A 25936-nucleotide genomic window follows, 5' to 3' on the forward strand; every position below is an offset into this window, starting at 1 on the left:
CCTTTAAAACACAAAAAGCAGGTTGAATTCATTTCAACCTGCTTTTTGAAAAAGATTTATACTTATTGAATTTGGCTAAATTCCTTAACCTTCTCTGCCTCTTCTAATTTCCTCTCTTCTTCTTCCTTTTTCTTCATAGGAAAATAAAAATATACCAAATATATTCCCCCGATAAAAACAATGAGTAAGAAGAAAAATAAAAAACGCCAAAAGCTAAAGCCTCTACTTTTATGAGGCATTACTGATTCAATCGTTTTCTCGAAGACAATGCCTGATAACCCTTCACCAGCATTTGTAAACGGATGTGATATTACTTCAAACATGATTATGATAGTTTTACAGTGTCTAATAAAATGGTATAAACATCTTCAATTTGATTAATAGTTTTGCTAACCTTTTCGCCATGAATGTTTTTGTATTCAACTTTTTGACCTTGTCGATTTTGAAAAGCCTTTTTCAATAAATCGTTTTCATAAAAACCAACTTTTCTTTTTAAGTTTTGAATCTCTCTTTGCTGAAACTCTAGTTTAGTTACCAATTCTGAGGTATTACTTACGTTAGATTGAGTGTTAGATTTTCTACTTGAAATAACTGTATCGACATACTCACTTAACGTCATTCCTATTTGTTGAGCCTCTTGTGCTAATTGAATCTTCGTTCGTGCATCACACTTAAAACCCAGTGTAACTTTGTTGGTAGCATTTTGGAGTCCTTCCAACTGTAATGCTCTCCCTGTTCTGATTTCGTTCATGTTTCTCTTTTTTAAAATTAACCTTGATTTACATAATTGAATTAACCCTCATTAATTCTGATGCTATAAAACTAATTAACCCCAATAAACCACTTTCGGGTTAGTTGGGGTTAATGTAGGTTAATTCGGATTAATTCAAGTTAATTCCTGAAAGTCTCTATGAATTAATCTGGTGGTTCGCCAAGATGGTTAATGATGATTTCAACTTGTTTAGGCGTAAATATTCTTTGATTTTCCATCAAAGAAAGATTAGGAATTAATACCAGCCACTTGTTAAAAGTTGGAACACTGACTTTATATTTTCGAGCAAACTCAGAACGATTCATTGGATGAAATTTTGTGTTAATATTCATGATATTTGAGTTTATACAACGTTCGCATTCGCAAACTCATATATAAGGCTTTGCGAGTGCGAAGGTCTTTAAAACGGGATAATTAATTTATAGAAAACATTTCTACCAACCGTATAACGGTCGATAAAACCTTTTTCAGCTAATTCTTTCAATCTATCTTCAACGATTCTTGAGCCACAATCAAACTCTATCATAATCATATCCACCAAGTCTTTCTTACTTTTATCTTCTTTTAAATTCCCTGTCAGCCAGTTCTGAATATCCGCTATTTGAGCTTTACTCTTTTTCATTGCCAGCTTTTCACTGACAAAATCAGGATTCGCCAACTCTAAGCCTTTAGATTCTTCTGAATACTGTACATAGATTGGCTCTAGTCTTTTGGTATTTCTGGAATGTAAAAACTTTAAGCGTATCAAGTCTGTATCATTGCCTTGGTTATCTTTTTCAAAACCAATTTGAATAACCTGTGAGGCTTTATTATTGAGTTCTGTTCCTAAATGCCCACGTCCTTTGTCATTTCCTGCTGATGGATTTTCATGAATTACACAAAGAAAAGTAACATTGTACTTGTTAATAGTTTCGTTTAACATATCAACAAGCTTTAGGCTTTCTCTAACATCATTGAAATTTTCAACACAGTCTGTTACAACATCAAAAACAATGAAGAGATTATAGGCTTCAAACTTAGTTCTGAATTCTTTGATATATTGATTGAGTGTACCAAATCTTTCATTCCGAGGAATATCAATAAGAGAAATGTAGTCTAAATTCGGAGGCTCTTCATCTATTGAATAACCAGCCAGTAGTTTGATTTTTTGAATAGCATAAGGAAACTGGTCATTGATATTTCTTTCAGTATCGACGTACAATACAACTGAATGTACCATCATATTTCGCTTCATACCAAGATACTTTTTCGTTGAACAGACATTTCTTGATAGCATTAATCCACAAACAATCTCAGTAAGTCGTGATTTGTGTACTCCTTTTTTCCCTTGAATAATATTGATGGTATTAGGATAAATAATACCTGTTTCATTATATGTAATTATGGGTGTACTAAAAGTTACGGTTTTGCAACTGTTTGCTTTGATTCTTCTTTGAGAAGCAAATATTTTTTCAAGATTACTATTAGTTGGTTTCGCTTCTGATTCTGAAGGTTCTGGATGAAAGAATTCTGAATATTTTTCTAAATAGTTATCCATAAATACCTCCTTCTTTATTTGAGAAGCTACGTTCTAAAAGTACATCGATTAAATTAGCTTGTAATTCTATTTGCCTGATGAGTTCTTGATTTTCGATTTTCAAAGCCTTATTTTCACAAGTTAGCCTAATCATCAAAGAAACATTTTGGGAAGTTTCATCAAGATATGCCCTTTTGAGTTTTTGAGTCATATCAAGTAAACCAATCATCTTGTTGATTTCATCTTCTAGGTACTTTATTCTCTTTACTACATCATCTTTCATTTCTGAATAAAGCATTTCTCTTAACTTTTTCAAATAGGCACACTTTGAATCAAGTAGGCTTTCGACATGGCTAAAACTTTGATTGAAGGCATATTCCCAAAACAAAACAGATGGTCTTGAATTGTCAATTGAATGAGGCTTTTTCATCGTACACCTCCTTTCTTTCCAAAACCCTCTGCTTCTATTTCCTTTTGAGTTTTCTTTTTGCCAGATTCTACCCACTCAATAAGTTCTTGTTTAAAAAATAGTATTTTCTTACCCACTTTTTGGAAAGGAATTTTTCGAGTTGAAGTAAACTGATAGAGCGTTGATTTTGGAATGTGCAGAAACTCCGAAGCTTCATCAATTGAAAGCGGTCTGTCATTGGAGTCTGACGATTTGGGAGCGTGTTCAGCAATTGCTTTGCGAACAGAAGTTTGAATTAGTACTGCTAATTCTTCGGGGGTCATTAAGACTAATTTTGGAGAATTTTCCATTTTGCCATCTACACAGGAGGATTGTTTGTTTTCCGTTTCGATGGCTAAAGTTTTATCAGTTTTTTAAGTGTAGGGGTACCCCATAGGGATACCCTATTTTATTGTAATTACTTCTCGTTAATTGATTGAGTAGCCATATATATCTCATTATCAATCAATTTGACTATATCATGAAATTCATGTTCTTTGAAATATTCTTTTATTATATTTAGGTCTCTAATTAATTCTTTGTCTGTTTTGAAGTTAGGAGCTTTCTTTAATTTACTATAAATATCCGAATTTTGAATTTTTGTAAAAGTTGTACCCGTTGTTAAGTGAATAAAACGAGCCAATGGCGAAATGTCTATATCTTTCCTTGGCTCTAATCCACATTGTTTAAAAAAGTAATAATATACTAAAACCAATTGTGATTGGGTTATTCCTACTTTAGCAATAGTAGATGTTTCTAAGCTTGATGGGATAGAAGGTAAAGGTTCTTGAATAATTAACTTTTCATTTCTAAAAAAGGTATTAATCTCACCAGCTTGATACATGTAGTTTAACAAATAGTGTGTGTATATTTCAAAAAGAATTACACTAAAAGCTGAGTTAACTAATGTCCTTAATTTTGGTATGAATTCTTGCTGGTCTCTTTTTATAATAGTGAACATTAAACTCAAATAATCCCTTAGAAAGTATGGATGAGAGCTTTTTCCTGTCTTTTTTGTTTTGAATTGAGACTCTAACATTATGAAGAAAAATAGTGATTGTAATAAGGTTGGCCATTGGCCTTTTCTGATAGATTTGTAAAAGCCAGAATAAACTATTTTTCTAATAAAAGAGTCCGTATCAGAATCCACCCCATTAATTATAGTTGAATTTTGCCCAGACATTTCGAACAATAAAGCTATTTCATTTAAAAAAGTTTTTATATTTTGTCCATAATTCTTTTTTAAACAAAGCCAATATGGGTTATCTTTTCTTATATAAGAGTTTATCCAATCTTGTACTTCTTCTTTAGTTTTCAGTCTTTCATCTTCTCCTATTTCAATGGCATGATTATACTTTTCATATTTAAGTTTTATTCCATTAAGAGCTAAAGTATATGAATCCATCGATAGTATCCAAAGGACATCAATAACTCTGAGATTAGTAAAATCTTCTATTGTTTTGAATTGATAATTCAAATTAAATTCAGGTTTAGGAATTTTATTTTGTTCCATCGTTACATTGAGTTAATAAAAAATGGCTAAAGTCTTCTTTTAATCGGTAACCTACCCAACCATTGCTTTACGATTTGTCTCCTCAATAATTTGAATAATCTTTTTGTCATTCAAAGGAAATACTCCACTTATACCACTTTCATGAAACTTTGTAAAAGGAGGTTCAAAAAGCATTTCGGGGTCTATTTTACCATTAGCGGTGAATTGCTTGATGATAAATTCCATGAAAGTTATCTGTTCTGATGTTAATGGCCCATTCGACAGGAAAGAGGAAAAAGCTTCTCTTACAGCATGAGCATCCATACCCAATATAGAACGAACAAATTCGCCGAGAGGCTTGTCTCCTATGATTTTTTTGAACTCCTCATGTGTTTCTACTCCTGATTGCTCGAAGAGCATTTTATCTAGTGAGTCTAGTTCAAAGCTTGTAATAGCTTGATTAGTGTGTAGTCTATGAATGGTTAAATTGTTGGCATTTTCTAAAATAATTTTTTTCAATTTTGCATAATGACTTTCATAATTACCATAGCTACCAACAAAGTCTTCTACCACTAATGGTGCTATAATTTCATCTTGAAAATTGGTATAAAAAATACCTTTCCCAGTACTTAAATCTATCAATTTGCTTAAATCTCTTATTTCTACACGAACTTGTTCAAGGTTTGGGATAGAAACATTTTCCCAGTATTCATTTTGAACTAACATTCGTAAAATCTTTTTTTTCTTGGCAATAGAAGGAACTTCTTCAGCTTTTCTAAGCAATTCCCCAGCCATTACTCTTAATTTTTCTACATAACCTCTTTGCGACTGTTCGTTTCTTAGAATAGCCAATTGCATTTTTATCATCATTAAATCAAAACGTTTAACTAATTCATTTGTCTCTTCATTTTGGATTAATGGTGCAATATGTTCCCTTAAGTCTTGAATATCGTTAGCTTGAATAGCACTCCATGTACTTATTTTACCATAATGTTCTACTTGTCTCAGGTGTAATCTTACTTCAAAACCACTATTTGCTTCTAAGTCCCTTACCTGACTATGAAGTATTTCAACTAATGATTTTGCTAAAGCAAAGTCTTCGCTTTCAGGATGAGCATCACCTTGTGTTTGTAACAAAAACACTAATTCGCACCTTGAAACAAATGTGTTAGCTGTGACAGACATTGATTTACTCGGAATAATACCAGCAGGATTGAGTCCAAAGAAATCAAATGTTCCACAAACATCAAAAACATAAAAGTCTTGTTTATCTTCATCTGGGGCAAATAAATTTTTGCAGAGTCTTGTACCTCTTCCCAACATTTGCCAAAACTTTGCTGCCGAAAATACAGGTTTAAAAAATACTAAATTAAGAATTTCGGGGACATCGATACCTGTATCAAGCATATCAACCGAAATAGCAATCTGAGGATACTTTTGTTTGATTTTGAAATCATCAATACTTCGCTCGGCATTTTTATCGTAATTGTCGATTACTTTTGCAAAAGCTGAATCTTGATGTGGATATAGCTGATAGAATCGCTCAAATATAAATTCTGCGTGTTTGTGATTACGAGCAAATATGATTGTTTTACCTAATTTGTCTCCTCCTTCTACTTTATGTCCATACTCCATTAGTGATTGAAGCACTTTATCAACAGTATCTTGGTTAAATAGCCATTGATTAATCGCACCTGAATCTATTTCGTCTATGATTTCTCCAGTAGCAGGGTCATAAAATTTCCTCTCCCATTCTCTTTTCTCTTCTTCTGATAAATCAATATATCTTATTCCTTGAGTCGGGAATTTAAGCGGTAATTTAATTTTCTTCACTGGTACTAAAAACTCGTCTGCAATGGCTGTTTCATACTCGTATGCATCAGTTGGCTCACCTTGCAAATGATTAAAGAGGGCATAAGTATCTCTATCGGTTTCATTTTTAGGTGTAGCTGTTAAGCCTAAATAAAAAGCATCAAAATAGTCAAAAATTGCTCCATACTTGTCATAAATAGAACGGTGGGCTTCATCTACAATAACCAAATCGAAGTGTCCTATACCGTAATATCGTTTTTCATTCCGATAGTCAGTATCTATTCTATTGATTATTGTTTGATACGTCGAAAATACGACACGAGCCTTACCGTCGTCCTCTTCTTTTGTTAGGTCAATTCCAGTAAGGTTGGGTAAATATTGATTATAGTTATTTTTGGCTTGTGTTACCAAGGCATTACGGTCTGCTAAAAATAGAATTTTCTTAGCCCATTGTGCTTTGGTAAGCATATCAACAATGGCGGCTGAAACTCTTGTTTTACCCGTACCAGTTGCCATAACAAGCAATGCTTTACGTTGCTTCTCTTCTTCAAATCGCTCTGCCACTCTGCGAATGGCTCTTTCTTGGTAGTAACGGTTGGCTATGCTTTGATTTACTTTTTGCTCTTTCAGTACTTTGCGTTGTTCTTTTCTAACAAATACTCTTTGTAACTCTTCCGCATTTAAAAAGCCTGATACTTTTCTTGGTGGATACTGGGCATCGTCCCACAAATACGTTTCGTAACCGTTGGTATAAAAAATGATAGGACGTTGACCATAAGACTGTTGAAGAGCATCAGCATAATATTTTGCTTGGTTTCTACCTCTTTCTACGCCTACACTTGTCCGTTTGGCTTCTATTACTGCAAGAGGCTTACCATCGTTACCCCATAATACATAGTCTGCTTTTAGAGTAGTTGTTTTTTTAGTGGCTTCGTCTGTAGCTTGTAATGCAAATTCTTGTACATTTTGGGCTTCAATTTCCCAGCCTGACTGGCGTAGCATTACATCGATATAGAGTTTGCGAGTTTCTTTTTCTGATAGTACTAATGGTGCTGTTACTTCACCATTTTGTTGGCTTATTTGTTGATAATGGGCTAATTGTAAGCGTATTTGCTCTAATTCTTCCTGTTTCTGATTAAGTTCGGCTGTTCTTCTTTCTAGTTCAATGTCTTTTAATTCAGATGCCTCTTTGCGTATCTTTTCAATCTCTTTTTCTGAAAGTGATACAGTATTTTGGCTAATAAGGTTTTCATCGAATGCCTGATAAGGTGGTTGGTTTTCTGAGAATGTTCTTGCAATGGTGAAACAAAACCTGAATAAATACTTTACACAGGCAAGGGCTTCGTTACTTGGAATATTGAGGCTTTTATGTGCTGCATCATTACCCCTACTTTTAATAAAACTTAGCTCTTTGCCAAACTGTTTGCCCCAAGTTTTTTGAAAACTTTGCTCCCAAATTAAATCATTTAAGTTAATCTGATTTTTGTTTGGAAGCTCCAAAGTACTATCATGGTCATAGAGCCACGTTAACATTTTCTCCAATGCTTTTCTAGTCAACACTGCGGAATATAGGGGTTCAGCCGAAATGTAACTTTCAGCTTTTTGGGCAGTTGTGTAGATTTCCGACCAATCATTAATTAGAAAAGAGAAATTGGAGGTGTTCATTATTGTTAAATGGGCGTTTTAGGTTTAGCTGAGGCAAATTACATTGCCTCAACTAAATTTTTATATTTCAATTGCCAATAATTCTTTCAGATTTGTTAATCCTTTTTGGCGTTCTATGTCTAATAGATGAATTTTTTCAAGAATCACCGCTGGCTTTTCATAGTGTTTTTCTTGATGAATTACTTCTTTATAACGGTTGATACTAAGGTCGTAATTATTTGTTTGAATTTCACTTAAAGGCACAAAAAAAGATTTGTCAGTGCGTTTGCGGTCGTGTTCTTTTGATAATTGGTGGTAGCGAGCTACGATGTCTGCAATATCATTATTCTCGGGTGTTTCTTGGCGTTTATCATCCAAGCTAAAACCATCTGCTTGCATATCATAAAACCATACTTTATCTGTTCCGCCCGAATTGGTTTTTGAGAAAATCAAGATGGCTGTACTAACCCCTGCATAAGGTTTGAATACGCCCGAAGGCATCGAAATAACTGCCTTTAGCTGATGCCCTTCTATGATTTCTTTCCTGATTTGTACGTGTGCCTTCGACGAACCAAACAGTACGCCATCTGGTACGATTACTGCCGCTCTTCCGCCAATTTTCAAGCCTCTGAGGATAAGCCCTAAAAACAATAATTCAGTTTTCTTAGAACTTACTATCGAAAGGATATTTTTCTCTACAGCATCGTGGTCGAGGCTTCCTTTAAAGGGTGGATTGGCTAACACCAAGCTTGCTTTATTAAAAAATGAACTATTCCCTTCTGAAAGTGCATCAACATCTACCAAATTAGGCTTTTCGATACCGTGCATCAACATATTCATCGAACCAATCCGAATCATGGTTGCATCGAATTCTGTTCCGATAAACATTTCTTCGTTGAAATGCTTTCTGAAATTTGAATCTGTAATAAAGCGTTCCTCATATTTTCCCTGAATATACTCTGCTGAGGCTACCAAAAAGCCACAAGTACCTGCTGATGGGTCACAGATGGTATCGTGAGGTGTTGGTTGCATCATGTCCACCATCATCTTGATAATGTGGCGTGGTGTACGGAACTGCCCATTTGTACCTGCCGTTGCAATTTTAGATAGCAAATATTCGTAAATATCCCCTTTGGCATCTCGTGAGGTCATCGACACATCGCTCAGTAAGTCCACAACTTGTATTAAAAGTCTGGGTGTAGGTATCATAAAGGTTGCTCCTTTCATAAAGCGACTAAATGAGTTTTCCTGACCCATATTTTTCATAAAGTCGAACACGCCGTTTTCTTTGGTAAAGAGTCTGTACAAATCTTCGGCTTCACGGTCTTTGAAATAACTCCAACGTAATTCCTTTTGTTCAGCCTCGAAAATTGGCGATTCTATGGGATTCCCCAAAGCATTTGCTTTTGATTCTTTAGCTGCTTGAAGTTCGTCAAGTCGTTTAATAAATAGTAAATAGGTAATTTGTTCAATTACCGTAAGTGGGTTAGATACTCCCCCTGTCCAAAAGGCATTCCAGATTTTATCTATTTGTGAGCGTTTTTCGCCTGTAAGCATTTTAAAGTAAGTTACGTTGTACAATTAATTTATTTGACCAATTGAGTATTTCTAACAAAGCATTTAAACAAGCAGTCGATGTTGTCTTCCCATATCCAGCAGAATATTCATGAGATAATGCACTTGAAGTTTCTTTCACGAAATGGAAGCAATACCCAATGTGGTGTTTATTAGGAATAATAGAACTACTGTTTCGTGCTATTGACAGAACAACAATGCTATCTCTATTTTTTATATCTGTTGACTCTCCATTCAAGATTCTCAAAGCCCACCCTAAAGTTATCGTTCCATCGGGCTTTATTAGTTCGTTAGGTAATAAATTCAGAGTTATAAATTTTTTCAATAAATTTTCAAAAATTTCTCTAATAGTATTAAAATCATTTTTCTCAAAACTTCCTGTTTCTTCTTTTTGGATGAGTCCTAATAACTTATTTTCCATAGATGAATCGAGTATTTCGTTGTTAAAAATCTTCCAAACATCACTATAGTTTTGTTTGATTTTTAAGCTTGGAACATCAGCAACTGCTTTTTTTATACTCTCATACACTGACTCAATATCTGGTTTTCTAAATATTGCATGAACATCTTTACTCTCACCATACAATGAATTAATATCTTCAAAATATCCAGTAAAAATGATTACAGGATATTTTTTTCCTCTGCCTTTTTGTTCACATATCCATCCCATTGCAGATGTCAAATGAGATGAGTCTTCATTTTTAGAGTCAACTCTTTTTTGTCCTTTCCCGTCCAATATAATTGCATCTACTGTATCCCCTGCCTCTAATAACTCAATCTCGGCATCATCCCAGGTTTGCTTAGGTATTAAATGAATTCCATGTGAATATGCTAAAGCTTTACTTGATTCTTTACGTACATCACTGGCAAAATCATCATCACTCCAAATTACTTTAATCATGTTAGGTTTGGTTTAATATTGGTAACACAACTCTGAAATGAACCCCTATTTTAATTTTAATATTTTGCATATCAGATTTATTATGACTTTTAGGAAATGTTGGCAGAGAACACATTTTCCCTTTATCGTCTTCGATATATTCTAATTTCCCATCATGAATCTCAACTGCCTTATTTACTAAATACCCACCAATTCCTGACCCATTACTTCCTGATTTTATTTTATAAGCAACATAGTCTTGTAAACTAAAATCTTCTGGAAACCCTTTCCCATTATCAATTAAGTCTAAAATAATATTTTGATTTTCCTTAAATACTTTAATTCTAAATAGTAAATACTTGTCTGGTATTCTATCATCAAAGCCATGTTCAATAGAATTACGAATAAAATTACTTATTACAAAGCTAAATTTTTGGGGGTCTATTTCACACACTATATCCTTTTTCCCATCTGTATCAAAAACCACTGTTATATTAAATTCATCAAGTTGTTCTCTAAATGTCTCAACTTCGGTCTTTATATACATCAATAGGTTTACACTTCCCTTATTTAGCTTATCCTTATCTAAATCAATAATGCTCTGCATATTGTCAAAAAGGGTCGTAGCAGTATCAACAATTTTTTCCATACCAGAAAAAACATCAATAACCTGTTGGCTTCGTGGTTTATCAATAATTCCATCCGTCCACTTAAAAGGTTCAACTTTACTATCTTTTTTATGTAGATATTGTTTGATAAGCTGCATTCCTTCAACTAATGGTAATAATATCTGTCCTCTTAATTCATGCTGTAATGAAGCTAATAATGTAATTTCAGATTCAACTGCTTTTTTAGATTCCTGAATTACCAAAAGTTCTGTTTTACTAACTACATTTTTGTAGTAATCTTTGAGATGGTTCTCTTGTTCTTGAAGTGAAACTACCTTAATTAAAACTCTCAACAAGCGGTTAATATCAAGAAAAGAATGATTTGTGCCACTTTTTGCATTTTCAATCTGATTTTTGACATAATCTTCATGAAATTGAGAAATCAGGTATTCAGGCAATATTTCTTGAGTATTCAACTTTAATACGAAGATATTCCAGTTAACCAAAATCGAGCTTCTGCCATCAAAGTATGTAGGTTTTAAACTATTTGCATTTCTGGAAATTAAAATAGCGTGATAATCAATTAAATATTTCGAATTAATGGAATTACCATTGTTTACTACACATTTCTCAACATTGTAAATATCTAAAATATAGTTTGATGCCGAACTGCGTAAATCATTTGTTGTTACAAATGGTATACAATTTGGTTCAACTGCAAACTCTTTTTTAGTAGCGGTAAAATTACCCTCAGGACTACCTGCTGAAAAAGAAACAATTAAGTCTTTAAGTAGTTTTAGATTTCCTTCTGGCAATCTCTTTAAGTTGAAAAAGTCTGATACAATTAAATGGTATTCATTATTACGTATTTGGTCATTTTCTACGATAATAGAAGTTTCAGGCAGTAAATCCCAATCTTGTGTTATGCTCACCACGTTTAACTCATTCATATTCACCCCCATTAACTCTTGAAGTAAAACTTTATCTTTTTTACTTTCAGGTTTACAGAAATCAAGTACTAAAATATTGAATTTGTAGATTTTTCGATATTGATTAATCTCAACTTTAGATGTAATAATGGAGTGTAATAAATCATTATTGACAAGGTATTCTCTCAGAGATAAATACGATTTTGCTGATAAAACTGATTCAGGAACAACAATGATTGCTTTTCCATTTGAATTTAATTTACTCAAAATCATTTGTATCGATAATGAATCAAATCTTGTGGTATTTGGAACAATAGTATAACTGCGATTTTTCCAATCGCTTTTTAGTTTTATTCCAATGGGCAAGTCAGAAGTAATTAAGTCAAATTGCTTATAGGGCTGATAAATTAATGAATCAATAAGCTTTAAATTGAACCGTTTAAACCCAGCCAGTACAAGATTCATCCATGCCGCAAATGCTACTTTGTGATTAATTTCCTGAAGATAAATTGAGGTTTGGGAGTTAGCGTTAATATCACAGATAAGACTTGCCAAACCTGCAAAAGGGTCAAATAAACTTTCAAATTGATAATCACCAATAATTTTACGAAAAATATGGCTTAACGAATCGTTTGAAATATGGTGTACCTCACTACGAATAAATAAAGTTTTAAGAATTGTGTTAAAGAAAATACTAAATTCTTTATCCGATTGATTTTTTTTTGATACCCCTGAATTCTGGACTATCTCAACAAGAGCTTTGTCTAAATCTGATCTGAGAAGAGTGTTTTCCAAATACTCTTGGGTCATTTCGACTTCAGAAGATATGCTTTCAATAAAATATCTCACTGTAGCAAGCCAGTAATCCTTTTTTATAATAGCAATCTCAATCTGACAATATTCATTAAATGTTAAACCTCCAAAATATTTCTTTCCAAGAAATGTTTCATTACTTGTAACTCTTGCCCAAAACAATAAAAAAGTTAGAATTATTTCAGCATTCCACTGTCGTGATTGTAATACTGCATTACTCAGTTGTCTTAATATACTGTCACTATATTTATTTTCATATTGTAATGATATTAATCCATTATTGATAGAAAAAGTAAAATGCTGAGATGCTCTCCCATAAACCAATGCTGCATTTACAGGTTTGCCTTTCCATTCAAGAAAAAGTTCTCTTTCATTGATGGCTTCTGCAATTTCTGTTGATGACATTGGGCGTGGCGAGCGAGCCAATACTAATTCTATCGCTTCCTGGAAATCCATTCTTTACTGATTAATGTTAAAAATATTTTATATATGTAAACTCTCATTAAACATCTAATGCTTATAGGTATTTTCTAATTTTTGATTGTAGATTGTTACTTCATTTTACCCAAAATACTCCGCCAAAAGCCCCTCAAATAATGCCTCACTCTCTGCCAACAATTGTTGTACTAAACTTTTCTGTGCCTCTATTTCCTCTACTATTTTGGCAAAATGTTGCTGGATAGGGAGAGGAGGGAGTAAAATATTAGTAGATTTTATATCATTGAAATTCAACCCCGCTTTAACTCCACCTTTATTTGCACTCTTAAATTGTCTTTGACAGTATTCAGAAGATAATAATTCAGAGATAAATGTACTATCAATATTCTCTTTAAGTCTTAGCAATGCTAAATGTTGGCTTATGTAAGCATCTCCAAAATTTTCAGGAATTACTGCTGTCCTTCCCAAGTCGGCAGTAATTGACAATAAAATGTCTCCACTCTGTACTTTTGTTCTCTTGGCTTCTGCGGTATTTGGAGCATTTACAAATGCAATCTCATTCATTTTTAACTTATTGTAACCAACATTTTGAATTCTTAGAAAAAGACTTCCGAATGTAGAGTAATATTCAGCCCATCCTCTTGACCCACTTGTCATAAATGCCAATAGGTCTCCCAACTTCTTCCCCTCCCAACCCTTTTCATTTTTCACAGGGTCGCCAAACAAATCAATAAAAGTACTTTGCAAAAGCTCATCGTAATAGCCCAAAAGCTGACGGTTTTGTTGGCGTAAAGCATCGGCTTGGTCTAATACTTGGGCAATGTGTTGTTGGGTGACAAGGTCGGGAAGCTTTACAAATATTTGTCTTAGATGACTTGGGCCAAAGTTCAGCTGTGCTGAACCTGTTACCAATTTCCTTAATTGTTCTTTAAAATCTCTTGTTTGTAAATAATAGGAAAAAAAATGTAAATCTAATACACTATTATCTAATGATTTGAAGCGTATTGTACTGGTATTCATACAAAGAGGTAAATGTTCTTTTTGTATAAATGCTATTTTATTATGAAAATTATCTACAACAATTCCCGAACTGGCGATGACTAAATCACCCTCATCAACTAAGAAATGTTTATACTTGTTATACGCTTCTTCTTCAGAGATGTAAATTTTAGTTGCGTCTAATCTAATTTTACCCTCATTAATATTTCCTACATTTAATAATTTTATTCCTTTGTCTCTGAATTGTGTATTTCTAACTCCAGGGCCTTCTTGAAAAAAAACAATATCTTCTAACTTAACTTTCTTCCAATTCATAAAAATTTGTATAATGGTGTTTTGTTTTTTTAGCCTTGTTACAAATAGGTAATTCTACCTTTGTCTTATACCGAAAGACAAAGGTAGAAAAAGGGCTTATTCTAATAAAGCCATATCCTCTTCCATAATTTCAAATTCGGCAAATTCGGCTACTGTTTGCCCAGAAATTCCGTTGATACTTCCTACTATTCCCGAGAGGTTCAGCATAATACGGTCAATTTCTTTTTCACGTTTTTTAAAGTTCCTGACAGAAGCATTCCTCTCTTTAATTAAGGAAGCGTGCATATTAGCAAAAGTATCGTGAACAGCTTTGAGTTGGCTTTTAAACTCGTTACTCATCAAATACTCATACAACATTTTAGACTTTTCGCCTTGATTTGCCTGTATAATCCGAACGTCGTCAACTCTAAGCAACGATGCCCTCAGTACAAAAGTAAGTGCTTTGAAGGCTTCAAACGAGCATATCCATAAGTTTTCTTCACGCATTTCAAAACTATTCACCCCTTTGGGTAATGCTTTGGTAACAATCACACCCAAATCAGCCTTTTTCAAAAGCATATCCTCTTTTAGTTTACTTACCCAAGTGTCAGAAAACACCTTTGTGTTTTTACTTTCGTAAAGAATACTTCCACAGGTTTGACCTAAACGATTACATACTTTTTGTAAAATGTCCGCCCCGTTTTCACCTTTTTTGATTTCCTCAATAGTATCAACAGGATGATTAGCTCTCAGGAACTCTTCAATAACTAATTCTTGAGCTTCCCCTTGCAATTGAGTAGAACCCTGTTCTATTTTACGCTTCATGTCTTCCACTTGCTTTTTCATCTGCTCAATCACAATGTCTTTTTGTTTGATAGCCATTGCATTGTCATTGTGTGCTTTCTCTTGGAGTTGAGCCATTAATAACTCTCGTTCCTTCGCCAGTCTTTTTTCAATCTCTGATTCCACACCAGCCTGAGCTTCTTCCAACAAACGTTTTTGTCTGAGTAAATCACCTTCCTGTTTTTTAAGCTCGCTTACTTGTTTACTTTTTTCGCTGAGTTCTTTTTGCAAATCAGTTAGGGCAGAGGCATTCTGAGCATTGATTTCAGCCTTTAACTGCTGAGTAAGTTTAGCCTTTTCCTGTGTTAGTAAAACTTGCACCTGATTTTGCAAGTTCTGACTATCGTTGATGAGCGATTGTTCTCGCTGTTCAAGCTCTTTGGCTCGTGCTGTAAACTTAGCGACTTGTTCATTTTCAATGCGTTCAGCCAAAACAGCTTCAATATTGATTTCGTGATTACACTTTGGGCAATGTATTTGATTTTTCATGATAAGTTTTTAAAATTTTTATGATAGCAATACATCTTCAAAGCTTATGCCAATGCTAAAAACCTTTGTTTTGGCGATATTTTTGCTAATTTTATATCAATAATTAATTTATACTATCAAATATTGACATGAAAATACTCGTTTCTTGGTACGCAAAAAACAATGATTTTGACAAAGACAAAGAAGTAAGGCTTGACGGCCCTACTATGGCATTTCACGATTACTTCTATGAAAATTATGATGAACATATTTTATTAACTACCAGAGATGCTAATGACGGAGACCCTTTTTTAGATAAATTAGTGAGAGTGATTACTAAGAAGTACAAAGGAAGAAAAGTCATTACAAAATATATGAATATCACTGACGTGATTGATTTTCAGGAAATCAAGGCTAAAGTTGAGACCTTCTTGTTAGAATATGCCAACGATGAAATAGATATTTTCTTTTCGCCTGGCACTTCATCAATGCAATTATCATGGTTTGTGTGTCATCAATCGCTTGGATTAAAGACAAGGCTATTCCAAACAAGAGAAGGTAAATTTAAAGGTAAGCCAACACCTGATTTATTAGAATTAACAATAGACCAATCGAGCGTTCCAATGTCTGCTATTATTTCAGAGCAAATTCAGCAGAAAGATACCTTTGGTACAGATTATTTAGTTTCTGAAAGTATTGAACCCATTTATGAAAAAGCAAAATTAATTGCCCAAACCGATAGAGTAACTTGTTTGATACGAGGAGAGAGTGGTACAGGTAAAGAGCATTTGGCTCAGTATATTCACAAGGTCAGTAATAGGAATAATAAGGCATTTGTGTCAGTAAATTGTTCTGCTTTAGGAGATAGTATATTAGAGTCACGGTTATTCGGCTACGTAAAAGGGGCATTTACTGATGCCAAAGAAGATAAAAAGGGCTTGTTTGACGAAGCGAATGGAGGAACAATATTCTTGGATGAAATAGGAGATATTTCGGCATTTATGCAACAATCATTACTAAGAGTATTACAAAGTAGCGAGATTTTGCCCGTAGGAGCAACTAAAGCTAGAAAAGTAGATGTTAGAATTGTTGCCGCAACACATAAGGATTTAGAAGCCATGTGCGAAGAAGGCTCTTTTCGCTGGGATTTATATTATCGGTTGTCGGTTGTGGAACTTTCTTTACCAACCCTTCAAGAAAGAGGGATTACTGAAAAGAAGAATTTTATAGACTTCTTTTTGGGAAAAATACAGAAAGAAATGAAAAAGCCCAAACGCCTAAAGTTAAGCAATGAAGTATATCAGAAATTGATAGATTATCCTTTTAGGGGAAATATCAGAGAGCTAGAAAACGCAATTATCAACCTCTATGTATTTTGTGATAAAGAAGTTCAACTTCAAGATTTACCTAAAAAGTTATTGCATAAATCTGCAAACAGTCAATCGTCTTTTAATTTGAAAGAGATAGAGAAAGACCTTATCATAAGAGCCTTAGCCTTTTATAAAGGAAATCAGACAAAGGCTAGTGAGGCTATCGGCTACCGTTCAATAAATACTTTTAAAAGTAAAATAAAGGAGTATGAGATAGAGGTTGGTTAATTTCCGTAAAAGTATATTACTGTAACCGACCATGAGTTTTGAATGATTTGTACTTCGTAAAATCGTCTTTTAATGTCAGAATCTAGTTGAATTAAGGAGACAAAATGAGAAAAGCTCAAGTGTGAAAGTAGTTTTTCTGGAGGGTAAGATTGTACCTACTCCAATTGTCCAGACACTGTCTGGACAATTATTCTTTATTCTTAAAGTTTCTATGGCAATAATTAATTCCTATTATTTAGTCTTGAAAATACGAAGGAAAGTAATTTAATAGTTGTAATAAGATTGGGCAATCAGCAATTGCCCAATCTTAATTACAGCTTCGAAGTATGTTTACGGTTAAATTACAAAAGGTTTTTCATTGCTTCGTCAAGTACATCATTACCGAATGAATCCAAGTATATTTTGGTTGTTTTTTCAGAATCGTGACCTAACATTTCTGAAATGATGGCTGTGGGTGTACCGCTTTTTTTCTGAATAGTTGCAAAAGAATGTCGAGCTACGTAAGTAGTTATTGTCTCATCAATCCCCAATATTTTTGCAATCTCTTTCATGTCTTCATTGGTCTGCCTGTTCACTTTATGGATGCGGTCTCTCATTTGTTGTGGCGTTTTATGGAAGTCTGAAAGAATCGGAAAAATATAAGAATCTTGACGCACGAAATTCGTTTCTCTAAAATATTGTAAAATCTTTTGAGCAGGAGGGAGGATTAAAATACTATAGGCCTCATTAGTTTTTTGGCGAGTATATTCTAATCGTCCATTGACAATATTTGACCATTTAAGATGTGCCATATCAACAAAGTTAATACCGCCACAATAATAACTAAATACGAAAAAGTCACGAGAACGAGCAAGACGAGAATGTAGAGGTAAATCCTGATTGATAATTGCAAGCATATCTTCTTTTGAAATCGCTCTTTTCTTTGTTTTTACATTTCGATATTTGGCAAAACCAAAATCCTTGAAAGGATAGTAGTCGGGTTTTACCAACTCCTCTTTTTTGGCATAGCCAAGCAAAGTGTTTAATGTTCTGAGGTAATAGAAAATAGTGTTGGGCATTAGTTTCTGAGAAATTAGCCAGTTTTCGTACTGCTTTAAATAATTGAAAGTTATATCTGAGAACTCTAAATCTTTTCCGTTTCTAAAAGTCTTGAGTTTATTAAGCGATTCTATAAAGGCATTTGCATAACCTACTTTGCCCGATTGTTCTTTTTTGTTAATTATCTCTTCGAAGTAATTGAATATGGTGATAGACTTTCGCTTCTTTTCGGCTTGGAGTATATTAGCTAACTCTTCTAAAGAATACTCCCTTCCTTGATTTTCCAGATTTAAGATTTCACGATTGGCCTTGTTTCGTACAGAATCAATCGTGATGTTCATTTCTTTATGGTTCGGATGCTTCTTTTTTTGGTAATTATTTTTATCATCCCAAAGGTCAGGAAGGCAATTAAAACCTAATGAAATTTTCTTTTGTTTTCGGTCTTTTGTGATTCTCAAAATAACGGGATGTTCGCCATTTTTAAGTATCTTGCTTTTGTAAAGTAGTACTTTTACCGAAGTCATAGTATATTTTGTTTACGAGTACAGGTGTTTACACTATTCTTTTGGTGTAAACATGGTGTAAACAAATGTAGCAAATAACTATGATTAAATGAAAGCAACAGAAAAATAAAAATAGTTATATTGTTGTTTTTCAAATAAATAGAAAAATATAGAAACTATTAAAATATAACTGTTATACTTCTGGGGGGCGTGTGGTCGCAGACGGTCGGCCGTTGCCGTTCAAATCCTGTCATCCCGACATAAAAAAGGACAAAGCTGATTTATTCAGCTTTGTCCTTTTTTATTGCCCTGAAATTTAAAATATTGTATCTACAGCCTTGTTAAAATGTCCTATAAAAAAACAACGAAATTGAAAGCAGCATAGCATTATCATGCTTTTTGTTTTAACTGCATGGAATTTTCAAACCTTTTTTATAAATTATGTTGCCTATACGATATTAAATTTATCAATCAAAACGTATAGTTCTTGCCTCGTGGCTAAAATGAGTAAGGATAATTTAAAACACTACAAACAAAATGGGACTATTTGACAAATTAAGGAATGAATTTATTGACATTATTGAATGGATTGACGAATCTAATAATACATTGGTATATCGTTTTGACCGTTACCAAAACGAAATTAAGAACGGCGCTAAACTAATCGTCCGTGAAAGTCAGGTAGCTGTATTTATCAAAGAGGGAAACATAGCTGACGTTTTTACCCCTGGTACACATACATTAAGTACCGCAAACCTCCCTATTCTTTCAACGTTAGAAGGCTGGAAGTATGGGTTTGATAGTCCTTTTAAAGCTGAAGTTTACTTTGTTAGTACGCGTAATATTACTGATCAAAAATGGGGGACAAAGAATGCTATTACACTTCATGATAACCGTTTTGGAATGATTGAAATACGTGCTTTTGGAACGTATGTAATCCGAATAAAAGATGCGACAATTTTTATGAAGGAAATTGTTGGGACAGATGGTTATTTTACAACCGATAAAATTGCGGAACAATTAAAAAGCATGATTGTGGCACGTTTTACTGATGCAGTAGGCCAAGCAAATTTACCGGTTGAAAATTATGCATCAAATATCAATGAAGTTTCAAAATTAGTTCATGATACTATCCGTGGAGAGTTTGAAGAATACGGCATTGAGTTAACTAAATTTGTCATTGAAAATGTTTCAATGCCTGATAAAGTTAAAGAAGAAATATTTGAATATAGCCGTCTGAATGCGATTGATTTAGATAAACTTACCAAAATGAAAATGGCTAAGGCCATAGAAGGGGCTGCCGAAAATGATGGAACAGCAGGGGCAGGAATAGGTTTTGCTGTGGCAGGAATGATGAACCATGTTTTTCAACAAAGCGCACAAAACCAATCAACTGCTCAAACCCCACCACCCATACCACCCACTTTAACATATTATACAGTCATAAACGGACAACAATCTGGACCATTTGAAATAGATATTTTAAAGCAAATGGCTGTTCAAAATGTATTTACAAAAGAGACGCTCGTATGGTATGCAGGCATGGCTAACTGGACTAAGGCAGGTACATTACCTGAATTAAAACATCTATTTGAATTAGTTCCGCCACCGATACCAGAGTAGTAAAATGGAAAATACAGAAAACAAACCGAGTGAAGGCGTAAAGTTTGCTTGTACTGGCTGTGGTGCTTACTTAAAATACGAGCCTGGTACACAGTTGCTTAGTTGTGAGTATTGTGGCTTTGAAAATGAAATTATAAGAAAAGATGACCCTATTGAAGAACTTGATTATGTTGAGTTTATTAATAATAGTGCTTCTAATAAAACTATTACTGAACATTTTGTAACATGCGAAAGTTGTAACGCTACATCAACAATAAGTGACTTAAGTTCTGCTAGTTGCCCTTATTGTTCAACTCCGTTAATTATCAAAAATGCTTTTATTGAAAATGTTATTCAGCCCAAATCATTACTTCCTTTTAAGCTTGATATAGGCCACGCCAAAGATGAGTTTAAAAAATGGCTTAATAGTCGTTGGTTTGCGCCAAGCGACTTAAAGAAAGTACTTAGTATTGATAACTTTAAAGGGATTTATTTGCCCTATTGGACGTATGATACTTACACCTACACTAGTTATACTGGCGAGCAGGGTATCTATTACTACGAAACAGAAATGTATACTGTTACAGAAAATGGCAAATCAGTTACACAAACTCGCCAAGTTCGTAAAACACGATGGTATTATGTAAGCGGTAATGTTCAAGTATCATTTGATGATTTATTAGTGCCAGCCACCAAATCACTTCCACCTGCTTACATCCTTCAACTTGAACCTTGGGACATGGAAAATTTAGTGCCTTTTGATAAAAGTTATTTGAGTGGATTTATAACTGAAAAATATCAAATTGACCTTAAAGAAGGATTTGAAGTCGCTAAAAATATGACTGAGGAAAGAATCAGGGAGGTTATTAGAAGAGATATTGGAGGAGACGAACAAAGAATCAATAATAAAAATACTAGCTACAAAAACATTACTTTTAAACATTTATTATTCCCTGTGTATGTTAGTGTTTACAAATACAATAACAAACTGTATCAGTTTTTGGTGAATGCACGAACTGGCGAAGTGCAGGGTGAGCGCCCTTATAGCTGGATAAAAATAACTTTTGCTGTGCTTGCGGTTATCGCTGTGATAGCGTCGGTAATATTCTATTTTAACAATTATCAAAGGTAATAATAGGTGTTAGTGTTTGAAACCTTCTTATTTTTAAAAAATATTTAAAAAAACAGTAAATCATCTGAGTTTTTACTTGGTCTGGCATGACAATTTGGTATTTATAAAGTCGAATACATATTATAAACCAAGTACTTAAAAAAATAACAAAGATGAAAAAACTAAAAAAATATCTTTTAATTACAGTGTTATTCATGTTCGTGGTGCCTGTTTCGGTACAAGCAGAGACCTCTGAACTAGAAAAAGTAAAAACAGAAAAAGCAGCATCTCCCGAGGTGAATGCCGAGGTAAAGTCTATGATGAATAGGCTAGAAGAAATAAAAGCAATGGATAAATCGAACATGAGTTCGGCTGAAAAGAAAGCCTTACGACAAGAAGTTCGTTCTATCAAAAAATCTATGAAAGAAGTAGGCGGAGGTGTTTACCTTTCAGCAGGTGCAATTATCATTATTGTTTTATTGTTGATTCTTTTACTTTAATTATTTATTGAGGTGTGAGCTAGCAAATGCGTTGACTAATTCACACCTCAAATTTTTTAATATCCTTCGTACTAAATGTGATGAAGTCTGATTAAAACAAATCTCCATTATTTCTCCGCACATACATTGGAAAAGGCAAAAAAGATTGACGCCCTCAATAAACTTATTCAAGTAAATAATGATCGCATAGTAGGTTATGAAACTGCCTTTAAAGAAACCTTGGATACATCCTTAAAAACCTTGTTTACTCATTGCATACAAACAAGTAAAGCAAATAACAAAGCTCTTATTCATGAAGTAGAACAATTAGGAGGCGAACCTATAAAAGGAACCAAAACGGCTTTTAAGTTCCTAAGAGTTTGGATGGAAATCAAGACGTGGCTTACAAATCATGCTAATAAATCTATTCTAAGGTCGTGTGTTTTTGGCGAAAAGATCGCTCTAATAATATACAAAAAAGTACTAGACGACCATCTGGAAATCCTTGAGGATAAATACGTCGTTATGATTGCTACGCAGTTATCTTTTATTGAAAATGATTACCATCAGGTAAAGAGCCAACTAAGCAAAAAATATACCTCATAAATATTCAACTTTCAGGATATTCAGTTGCCCATCAAATGTATAATTCCTTGGAGTACCTGTTGGAATATTTACTTTCGAGATTGCCTCATTATCAATTTTTTCTAAATACATCATTAAGGCTCTCAAACTATTCCCATGTGCTACTATCAGCACGTTCTCACCATTTTTCAGTTTTGGTTCTATCTCCGACTGATAATAGGGAACAGTTCTGTTATAAGTATCTTCCAGACTCTCTCCTCCGGGTGGACGAACTGCAAAGCTTCTTCGCCAAATCAATACTTGTTCTTCCCCATACTTTTTGGCTGTTTCTTCCTTATTCAGTCCTTGCAAATCTCCATACTTCCGTTCATCCAAAGCGCCATTTTTAACAACTGGCATAGTTTTTTGATGAATTTCTTGTAGAATAATTGCTAAAGATTTCTGAGCACGTTTCAACATTGAGGTATAAGCAATATCATAGTTGATTGCTTTAATCTTTTTCCCTGCCGACAAAGCTTCTTGTTCTCCTAAAGGAGTCAATGCTACGTCTACATTTCCAGTGAAACGATTTTCTAGATTATAGGACGATTGTCCGTGCCGTATCAATGTTAATATCGTCATTTGTTTATTTTATCAGTACTGAAAAGTAAGTTTAATAACATAACGATATTAATGCATAGCTTATTCGAGGATGGTCTGAATAGTATAACAATTACAAAGAAAATAAGCGTTTGTAATGGTGAAATGCTTTTGAACCATATTCTTTCCTAACTACTTTCATTAACAAAGTTATATACCGTTTAAAGCCCTTTGGTATAGGGAATGAGATTTTATGAAAACAGATTCAGAAATGTCAAAAGTTGAAGTAGGGAAAAAATACGTTATCTCAAAAAAGATAGATGCTTTTTTTATAGATTTATACAATGTCTATACGTTTATTCTCAGATTTTTCAGAGAAGCTTTTTCAGCTCCTTTTGAATTCAAGGAAATCATCAATCAATGCTATTTGGTTGGTTATAAGTCATTAGCCTTAATTTCTTTAACAGGTTTTATTACGGGAATCGTATTCACCAAGCAGTCTCGCCCATCATTGGCAAACTTTGGCGCTACCTCGTGGCTACCGTCGCTAATATCTATTGCTATCGTCAAAGCCTTGGCACCATTAGTTACGTCTTTGATTGCGGCAGGCAAGGTGGGTTCTAATATGGGAGCCGAACTAGGCTCAATGAAAGTAACCGAACAAATTGATGCGATGGAAGTATCAGCTACCAATCCATTCAAATATTTGGTAGTAACCCGTATTACAGCCGTTACAATCATGATTCCTATTTTGGTTTTATACACAGGTTTTGTAGGCATGATGGGCTCTTATTTAAATATACACAAAACCGAGCTAACCAGTTTTGTTGCTTTTTTTAAAAGTGCTTTTGCTAACATCACCTTTTTAGATATTTATGCTTCTATTTTCAAAGCCATTTGTTATGGCTTTACCATTGGCGTAGCGGGTTGTTATCAAGGTTATCATGCAGAAAACGGTACGCAAGGGGTGGGCAAAGCTGCTAATACGGCAGTAGTAATATCCATGTTTTTAATTTTTGTAGAAGAAATGGTTATTGTACAATTTGTGAACGCTATTAGGTAAAAAGGAATGAAAGATAAGACCATAGATAACGAAATCGTGATTGATATCAAGAATTTGAAAAAATCTTTTGATACGCTAAAAGTGCTTGATGGTATTGATTTGACCATTTATAGAGGTGAAAACGTAGCTGTATTGGGGCGTTCGGGAACTGGAAAATCGGTGTTAATCAAAATAATATCTGGCTTATTAAAACCAGACTCGGGTACTGTAAAGGTACTGGGACAGGAAATAGATAAACTTAGTCTTGAAGCCTTGCAGGAACTGAGGATGAAAATAGGTTTTTCTTTTCAGAATAGCGCTTTATATGATAGTATGAGCGTAAGAGCGAACTTAGAGTTCCCACTGGTAAGAAATAAGCGTGACTTGAGTAAAAGCGAAGTAAACAACGCCATTGAAGAAGTATTGCACGAAGTAGGGTTGTCTCAAACTATCAATCAGATGCCCTCTGAACTATCTGGAGGACAAAGAAAGCGTATTGGTATTGCACGGACACTCATTTTGAAGCCAGAGATTATGTTGTATGACGAACCTACCTCTGGCCTAGACCCTATTACCTCTATTGAAATTAATAACTTAATTGTAAAAGTACAGCAGGAATATAAAACCAGTTCAATAATCATTACTCATGACCTTACTTGTGCTAAAACTACTGCCAATAAAGTGACGATGTTACAGAATGGGAAATTTCCCAAAATTGGTACTTTCAAAGAAGTTTTTAGCTCAGATGATGAGAGCCTGAGAAGTTTTTATGACTATAATTTTATTAACGATAAATGAAAATGGTAAAAAATAATCGCCCCGTAGTTGTTGGAATCTTCATCCTTTTGGGGATAGTAATTCTATTCCTTACCCTGTTTACCATAGGCGGACAAAAAGAAACCTTTGTGAAATCATTCACAGTAAAGGCTATTTTTAACGATGTGGGTGGTTTATCAGTTGGTGCTAACATCTGGTTTTCGGGTGTAAAGGTAGGAACGGTAAAGAAAATTGGGTTTTATGGTAACTCACAAGTTGAAGTTACAATGAACATAGAAAAAGATGCAGAGAGCCATATCCGTAAAGATGCCAAAGCTAAAATTGGTTCAGATGGCTTCATTGGTAATAAAATAGTAGTTATCTATGGTGGTACCCCCGCTTATCCACCAGTACAAAAAGATGATTTACTAAAAGTAGAGGATGGCATCAGTACTGATGATATGTTAGCAACGCTACAAGCAAATAATAAAAACTTGCTTGCTATTACTAACGACTTCAAGAGTATTAGTGGCAAAATGAATTCAGGGAAAGGTAGTTTAGGCAGTTTATTAAACGACCCTAGCTTTGCTGTAAATCTGAACAAAACCGTAGGGCATCTGCAAGAAATGGCTAGTAATCTTAAAACTGTTTCAGAAAATAGTATGACGACTATGAAGAATTTTGAAGAGTTCTCTGGTAAAATTAATCGCCCAGGTAATTCCATTAATGATTTTGCTAGTGATACGCTTGTGTATAATAGAATTGTAGGTACCGTTACGCAGTTACAAAGTGCGTCGGCTTCAGTGAATAAGTTTACAGCCAACCTAAGAATGGTGAGCGAGAAAATGAATAGAAAAGATAATACAGTAGGAGTATTGTTGAATGATTCGGCATCGGCCACATCAATAAAAATGACCTTGAAGAACTTAGAGACTGGTAGTAAGAAACTAGATGAAGACCTTGAAGCGATTCAGCATAATTTCTTATTCAGAGGCTTTTTTAAGAAAAAGGAGAAAGAGAAAAATAAAGCTGACTGAAATCGTTAGTATTAAAGTTTCAAGAATAGCATTTCCAAAAAAATATTCCTTATGACTAGCGAGGGACTTAAGTCC

At 34.0% G+C, this 25936-nt stretch carries 23 protein-coding genes; 8 read left to right on the plus strand and 15 right to left on the minus strand.

What is annotated here, in order from left to right; genetic code table 11:
• Window positions 1–62: 62 nt before the first annotated feature.
• The 13 genes from AC07XN_RS12715 to AC07XN_RS12775 form a co-directional block, all read right to left on the minus strand.
• On the minus strand, window positions 63–323 hold the full coding sequence (locus AC07XN_RS12715) for a hypothetical protein (protein ID WP_494743357.1): 261 nt from the start codon (window positions 321–323) through the stop codon (window positions 63–65).
• Window positions 324–325: 2 nt separating this feature from the next.
• Window positions 326–751: a hypothetical protein gene (locus AC07XN_RS12720; protein WP_494743358.1), complete on the minus strand. Its 426-nt coding sequence runs from the start codon at window positions 749–751 to the stop codon at window positions 326–328.
• A 164-nt stretch (window positions 752–915) separates the two neighbouring features.
• The gene (locus AC07XN_RS12725) at window positions 916–1104 is read right to left on the minus strand and encodes a hypothetical protein (protein WP_494743359.1); all 189 of its coding nucleotides are present in this window, start codon (window positions 1102–1104) and stop codon (window positions 916–918) included.
• Window positions 1105–1172: 68 nt separating this feature from the next.
• Window positions 1173–2309 carry an AAA family ATPase gene (locus AC07XN_RS12730; RefSeq protein WP_494743360.1) on the minus strand — a complete coding sequence of 379 codons (1137 nt, stop codon included), beginning with the start codon at window positions 2307–2309 and terminating at the stop codon, window positions 1173–1175.
• A complete protein-coding gene (locus AC07XN_RS12735; RefSeq protein WP_494743361.1) occupies window positions 2302–2718 on the minus strand; it encodes a hypothetical protein in 417 nt (138 codons plus the stop codon). The genes AC07XN_RS12730 and AC07XN_RS12735 overlap by 8 nt, the downstream gene beginning before the upstream one ends.
• Entirely contained in the window at window positions 2715–3047 is a 333-nt protein-coding gene (locus AC07XN_RS12740) for a helix-turn-helix domain-containing protein (RefSeq protein ID WP_494743362.1), read from the minus strand. Before AC07XN_RS12740 ends, AC07XN_RS12735 begins: the two co-directional genes overlap by 4 nt.
• A gap of 107 nt (window positions 3048–3154) precedes the next feature.
• Window positions 3155–4249: a hypothetical protein gene (locus AC07XN_RS12745; protein ID WP_494743363.1), complete on the minus strand. Its 1095-nt coding sequence runs from the start codon at window positions 4247–4249 to the stop codon at window positions 3155–3157.
• 51 nt (window positions 4250–4300) lie between these two features.
• A complete protein-coding gene (locus AC07XN_RS12750; RefSeq protein WP_494743364.1) occupies window positions 4301–7705 on the minus strand; it encodes a DEAD/DEAH box helicase family protein in 3405 nt (1134 codons plus the stop codon).
• A gap of 60 nt (window positions 7706–7765) precedes the next feature.
• Window positions 7766–9241: a type I restriction-modification system subunit M gene (locus AC07XN_RS12755; RefSeq protein ID WP_494743365.1), complete on the minus strand. Its 1476-nt coding sequence runs from the start codon at window positions 9239–9241 to the stop codon at window positions 7766–7768.
• A 1-nt stretch (window position 9242) separates the two neighbouring features.
• Entirely contained in the window at window positions 9243–10160 is a 918-nt protein-coding gene (locus tag AC07XN_RS12760; RefSeq protein ID WP_494743366.1) for a hypothetical protein, read from the minus strand.
• 1 nt (window position 10161) lies between these two features.
• On the minus strand, window positions 10162–12945 hold the full coding sequence (locus AC07XN_RS12765) for an N-6 DNA methylase (protein WP_494743367.1): 2784 nt from the start codon (window positions 12943–12945) through the stop codon (window positions 10162–10164).
• Between the two features lie 105 nt (window positions 12946–13050).
• Complete coding sequence (locus AC07XN_RS12770; protein WP_494743368.1) at window positions 13051–14241, minus strand: restriction endonuclease subunit S; 1191 nt, start codon at window positions 14239–14241, stop codon at window positions 13051–13053.
• 96 nt (window positions 14242–14337) lie between these two features.
• Window positions 14338–15552, minus strand: coding sequence for a DUF2130 domain-containing protein (locus tag AC07XN_RS12775; protein WP_494743369.1), 1215 nt, complete (start codon window positions 15550–15552; stop codon window positions 14338–14340).
• A 128-nt stretch (window positions 15553–15680) separates the two neighbouring features.
• On the opposite strand from AC07XN_RS12775, the gene AC07XN_RS12780 reads away from it, so the two are divergent.
• Window positions 15681–17129 carry a sigma-54 interaction domain-containing protein gene (locus AC07XN_RS12780; protein WP_494743370.1) on the plus strand — a complete coding sequence of 483 codons (1449 nt, stop codon included), beginning with the start codon at window positions 15681–15683 and terminating at the stop codon, window positions 17127–17129.
• 341 nt (window positions 17130–17470) lie between these two features.
• On the opposite strand, the gene AC07XN_RS12785 is transcribed toward AC07XN_RS12780, so the two are convergent.
• The gene (locus AC07XN_RS12785; protein WP_494743371.1) at window positions 17471–18691 is read right to left on the minus strand and encodes a site-specific integrase; all 1221 of its coding nucleotides are present in this window, start codon (window positions 18689–18691) and stop codon (window positions 17471–17473) included.
• Between the two features lie 516 nt (window positions 18692–19207).
• Here AC07XN_RS12785 and AC07XN_RS12790 point away from each other — a divergent pair.
• The 4 genes from AC07XN_RS12790 to AC07XN_RS12805 all read left to right on the plus strand — a co-directional run bounded on the left by AC07XN_RS12790 (window position 19208) and on the right by AC07XN_RS12805 (window position 22468).
• The gene (locus tag AC07XN_RS12790; protein ID WP_494743372.1) at window positions 19208–20293 is read left to right on the plus strand and encodes an SPFH domain-containing protein; all 1086 of its coding nucleotides are present in this window, start codon (window positions 19208–19210) and stop codon (window positions 20291–20293) included.
• A 4-nt stretch (window positions 20294–20297) separates the two neighbouring features.
• Entirely contained in the window at window positions 20298–21404 is a 1107-nt protein-coding gene (locus tag AC07XN_RS12795) for a TFIIB-type zinc ribbon-containing protein (protein ID WP_494743373.1), read from the plus strand.
• A 152-nt stretch (window positions 21405–21556) separates the two neighbouring features.
• Window positions 21557–21883 carry a hypothetical protein gene (locus AC07XN_RS12800; RefSeq protein WP_494743374.1) on the plus strand — a complete coding sequence of 109 codons (327 nt, stop codon included), beginning with the start codon at window positions 21557–21559 and terminating at the stop codon, window positions 21881–21883.
• Window positions 21884–22009: 126 nt separating this feature from the next.
• Window positions 22010–22468, plus strand: coding sequence for a PA2169 family four-helix-bundle protein (locus AC07XN_RS12805; protein ID WP_494743375.1), 459 nt, complete (start codon window positions 22010–22012; stop codon window positions 22466–22468).
• Here the strand turns inward: AC07XN_RS12805 and AC07XN_RS12810 are convergent.
• The gene (locus AC07XN_RS12810; protein WP_494743376.1) at window positions 22463–23068 is read right to left on the minus strand and encodes a 2,3-bisphosphoglycerate-dependent phosphoglycerate mutase; all 606 of its coding nucleotides are present in this window, start codon (window positions 23066–23068) and stop codon (window positions 22463–22465) included. The two genes, AC07XN_RS12805 and AC07XN_RS12810, sit on opposite strands and share 6 nt — an antisense overlap.
• Window positions 23069–23279: 211 nt before the next feature.
• On the opposite strand from AC07XN_RS12810, the gene AC07XN_RS12815 reads away from it, so the two are divergent.
• The 3 genes from AC07XN_RS12815 to AC07XN_RS12825 are packed head-to-tail and all read left to right on the plus strand — an operon-like array spanning window position 23280 to window position 25861.
• A complete protein-coding gene (locus AC07XN_RS12815) occupies window positions 23280–24089 on the plus strand; it encodes an MlaE family ABC transporter permease (protein WP_309958996.1) in 810 nt (269 codons plus the stop codon).
• Window positions 24090–24095: 6 nt separating this feature from the next.
• Window positions 24096–24866, plus strand: a complete 771-nt coding sequence (locus AC07XN_RS12820; RefSeq protein ID WP_309914162.1) for an ABC transporter ATP-binding protein — start codon at window positions 24096–24098, stop codon at window positions 24864–24866.
• A 2-nt stretch (window positions 24867–24868) separates the two neighbouring features.
• Complete coding sequence (locus tag AC07XN_RS12825) at window positions 24869–25861, plus strand: MlaD family protein (RefSeq protein ID WP_309914165.1); 993 nt, start codon at window positions 24869–24871, stop codon at window positions 25859–25861.
• The last annotated feature ends 75 nt before the right edge of the window (window positions 25862–25936 follow it).

The organism is Arcicella sp. GW458-12-2-14-TSB2, from assembly GCF_059423785.1.

Coding starts and splice junctions, on each gene's coding strand:
- AC07XN_RS12800 (WP_494743374.1), top strand. CDS start 21,557: ATGAAAAAACTAAAAAAATATCTTTTAATTACAGTGTTATTCATGTTC.
- AC07XN_RS12730 (WP_494743360.1), bottom strand. CDS start 2,309: ATGGATAACTATTTAGAAAAATATTCAGAATTCTTTCATCCAGAACCT.
- AC07XN_RS12750 (WP_494743364.1), bottom strand. CDS start 7,705: ATGAACACCTCCAATTTCTCTTTTCTAATTAATGATTGGTCGGAAATC.
- AC07XN_RS12725 (WP_494743359.1), bottom strand. CDS start 1,104: ATGAATATTAACACAAAATTTCATCCAATGAATCGTTCTGAGTTTGCT.
- AC07XN_RS12775 (WP_494743369.1), bottom strand. CDS start 15,552: ATGAAAAATCAAATACATTGCCCAAAGTGTAATCACGAAATCAATATT.
- AC07XN_RS12735 (WP_494743361.1), bottom strand. CDS start 2,718: ATGAAAAAGCCTCATTCAATTGACAATTCAAGACCATCTGTTTTGTTT.
- AC07XN_RS12820 (WP_309914162.1), top strand. CDS start 24,096: ATGAAAGATAAGACCATAGATAACGAAATCGTGATTGATATCAAGAAT.
- AC07XN_RS12755 (WP_494743365.1), bottom strand. CDS start 9,241: ATGCTTACAGGCGAAAAACGCTCACAAATAGATAAAATCTGGAATGCC.
- AC07XN_RS12790 (WP_494743372.1), top strand. CDS start 19,208: ATGGGACTATTTGACAAATTAAGGAATGAATTTATTGACATTATTGAA.
- AC07XN_RS12740 (WP_494743362.1), bottom strand. CDS start 3,047: ATGGAAAATTCTCCAAAATTAGTCTTAATGACCCCCGAAGAATTAGCA.
- AC07XN_RS12765 (WP_494743367.1), bottom strand. CDS start 12,945: ATGGATTTCCAGGAAGCGATAGAATTAGTATTGGCTCGCTCGCCACGC.
- AC07XN_RS12780 (WP_494743370.1), top strand. CDS start 15,681: ATGAAAATACTCGTTTCTTGGTACGCAAAAAACAATGATTTTGACAAA.
- AC07XN_RS12815 (WP_309958996.1), top strand. CDS start 23,280: ATGAAAACAGATTCAGAAATGTCAAAAGTTGAAGTAGGGAAAAAATAC.
- AC07XN_RS12770 (WP_494743368.1), bottom strand. CDS start 14,241: ATGAATTGGAAGAAAGTTAAGTTAGAAGATATTGTTTTTTTTCAAGAA.
- AC07XN_RS12795 (WP_494743373.1), top strand. CDS start 20,298: ATGGAAAATACAGAAAACAAACCGAGTGAAGGCGTAAAGTTTGCTTGT.
- AC07XN_RS12785 (WP_494743371.1), bottom strand. CDS start 18,691: ATGACTTCGGTAAAAGTACTACTTTACAAAAGCAAGATACTTAAAAAT.
- AC07XN_RS12810 (WP_494743376.1), bottom strand. CDS start 23,068: ATGACGATATTAACATTGATACGGCACGGACAATCGTCCTATAATCTA.
- AC07XN_RS12745 (WP_494743363.1), bottom strand. CDS start 4,249: ATGGAACAAAATAAAATTCCTAAACCTGAATTTAATTTGAATTATCAA.
- AC07XN_RS12825 (WP_309914165.1), top strand. CDS start 24,869: ATGGTAAAAAATAATCGCCCCGTAGTTGTTGGAATCTTCATCCTTTTG.
- AC07XN_RS12760 (WP_494743366.1), bottom strand. CDS start 10,160: ATGATTAAAGTAATTTGGAGTGATGATGATTTTGCCAGTGATGTACGT.
- AC07XN_RS12715 (WP_494743357.1), bottom strand. CDS start 323: ATGTTTGAAGTAATATCACATCCGTTTACAAATGCTGGTGAAGGGTTA.
- AC07XN_RS12720 (WP_494743358.1), bottom strand. CDS start 751: ATGAACGAAATCAGAACAGGGAGAGCATTACAGTTGGAAGGACTCCAA.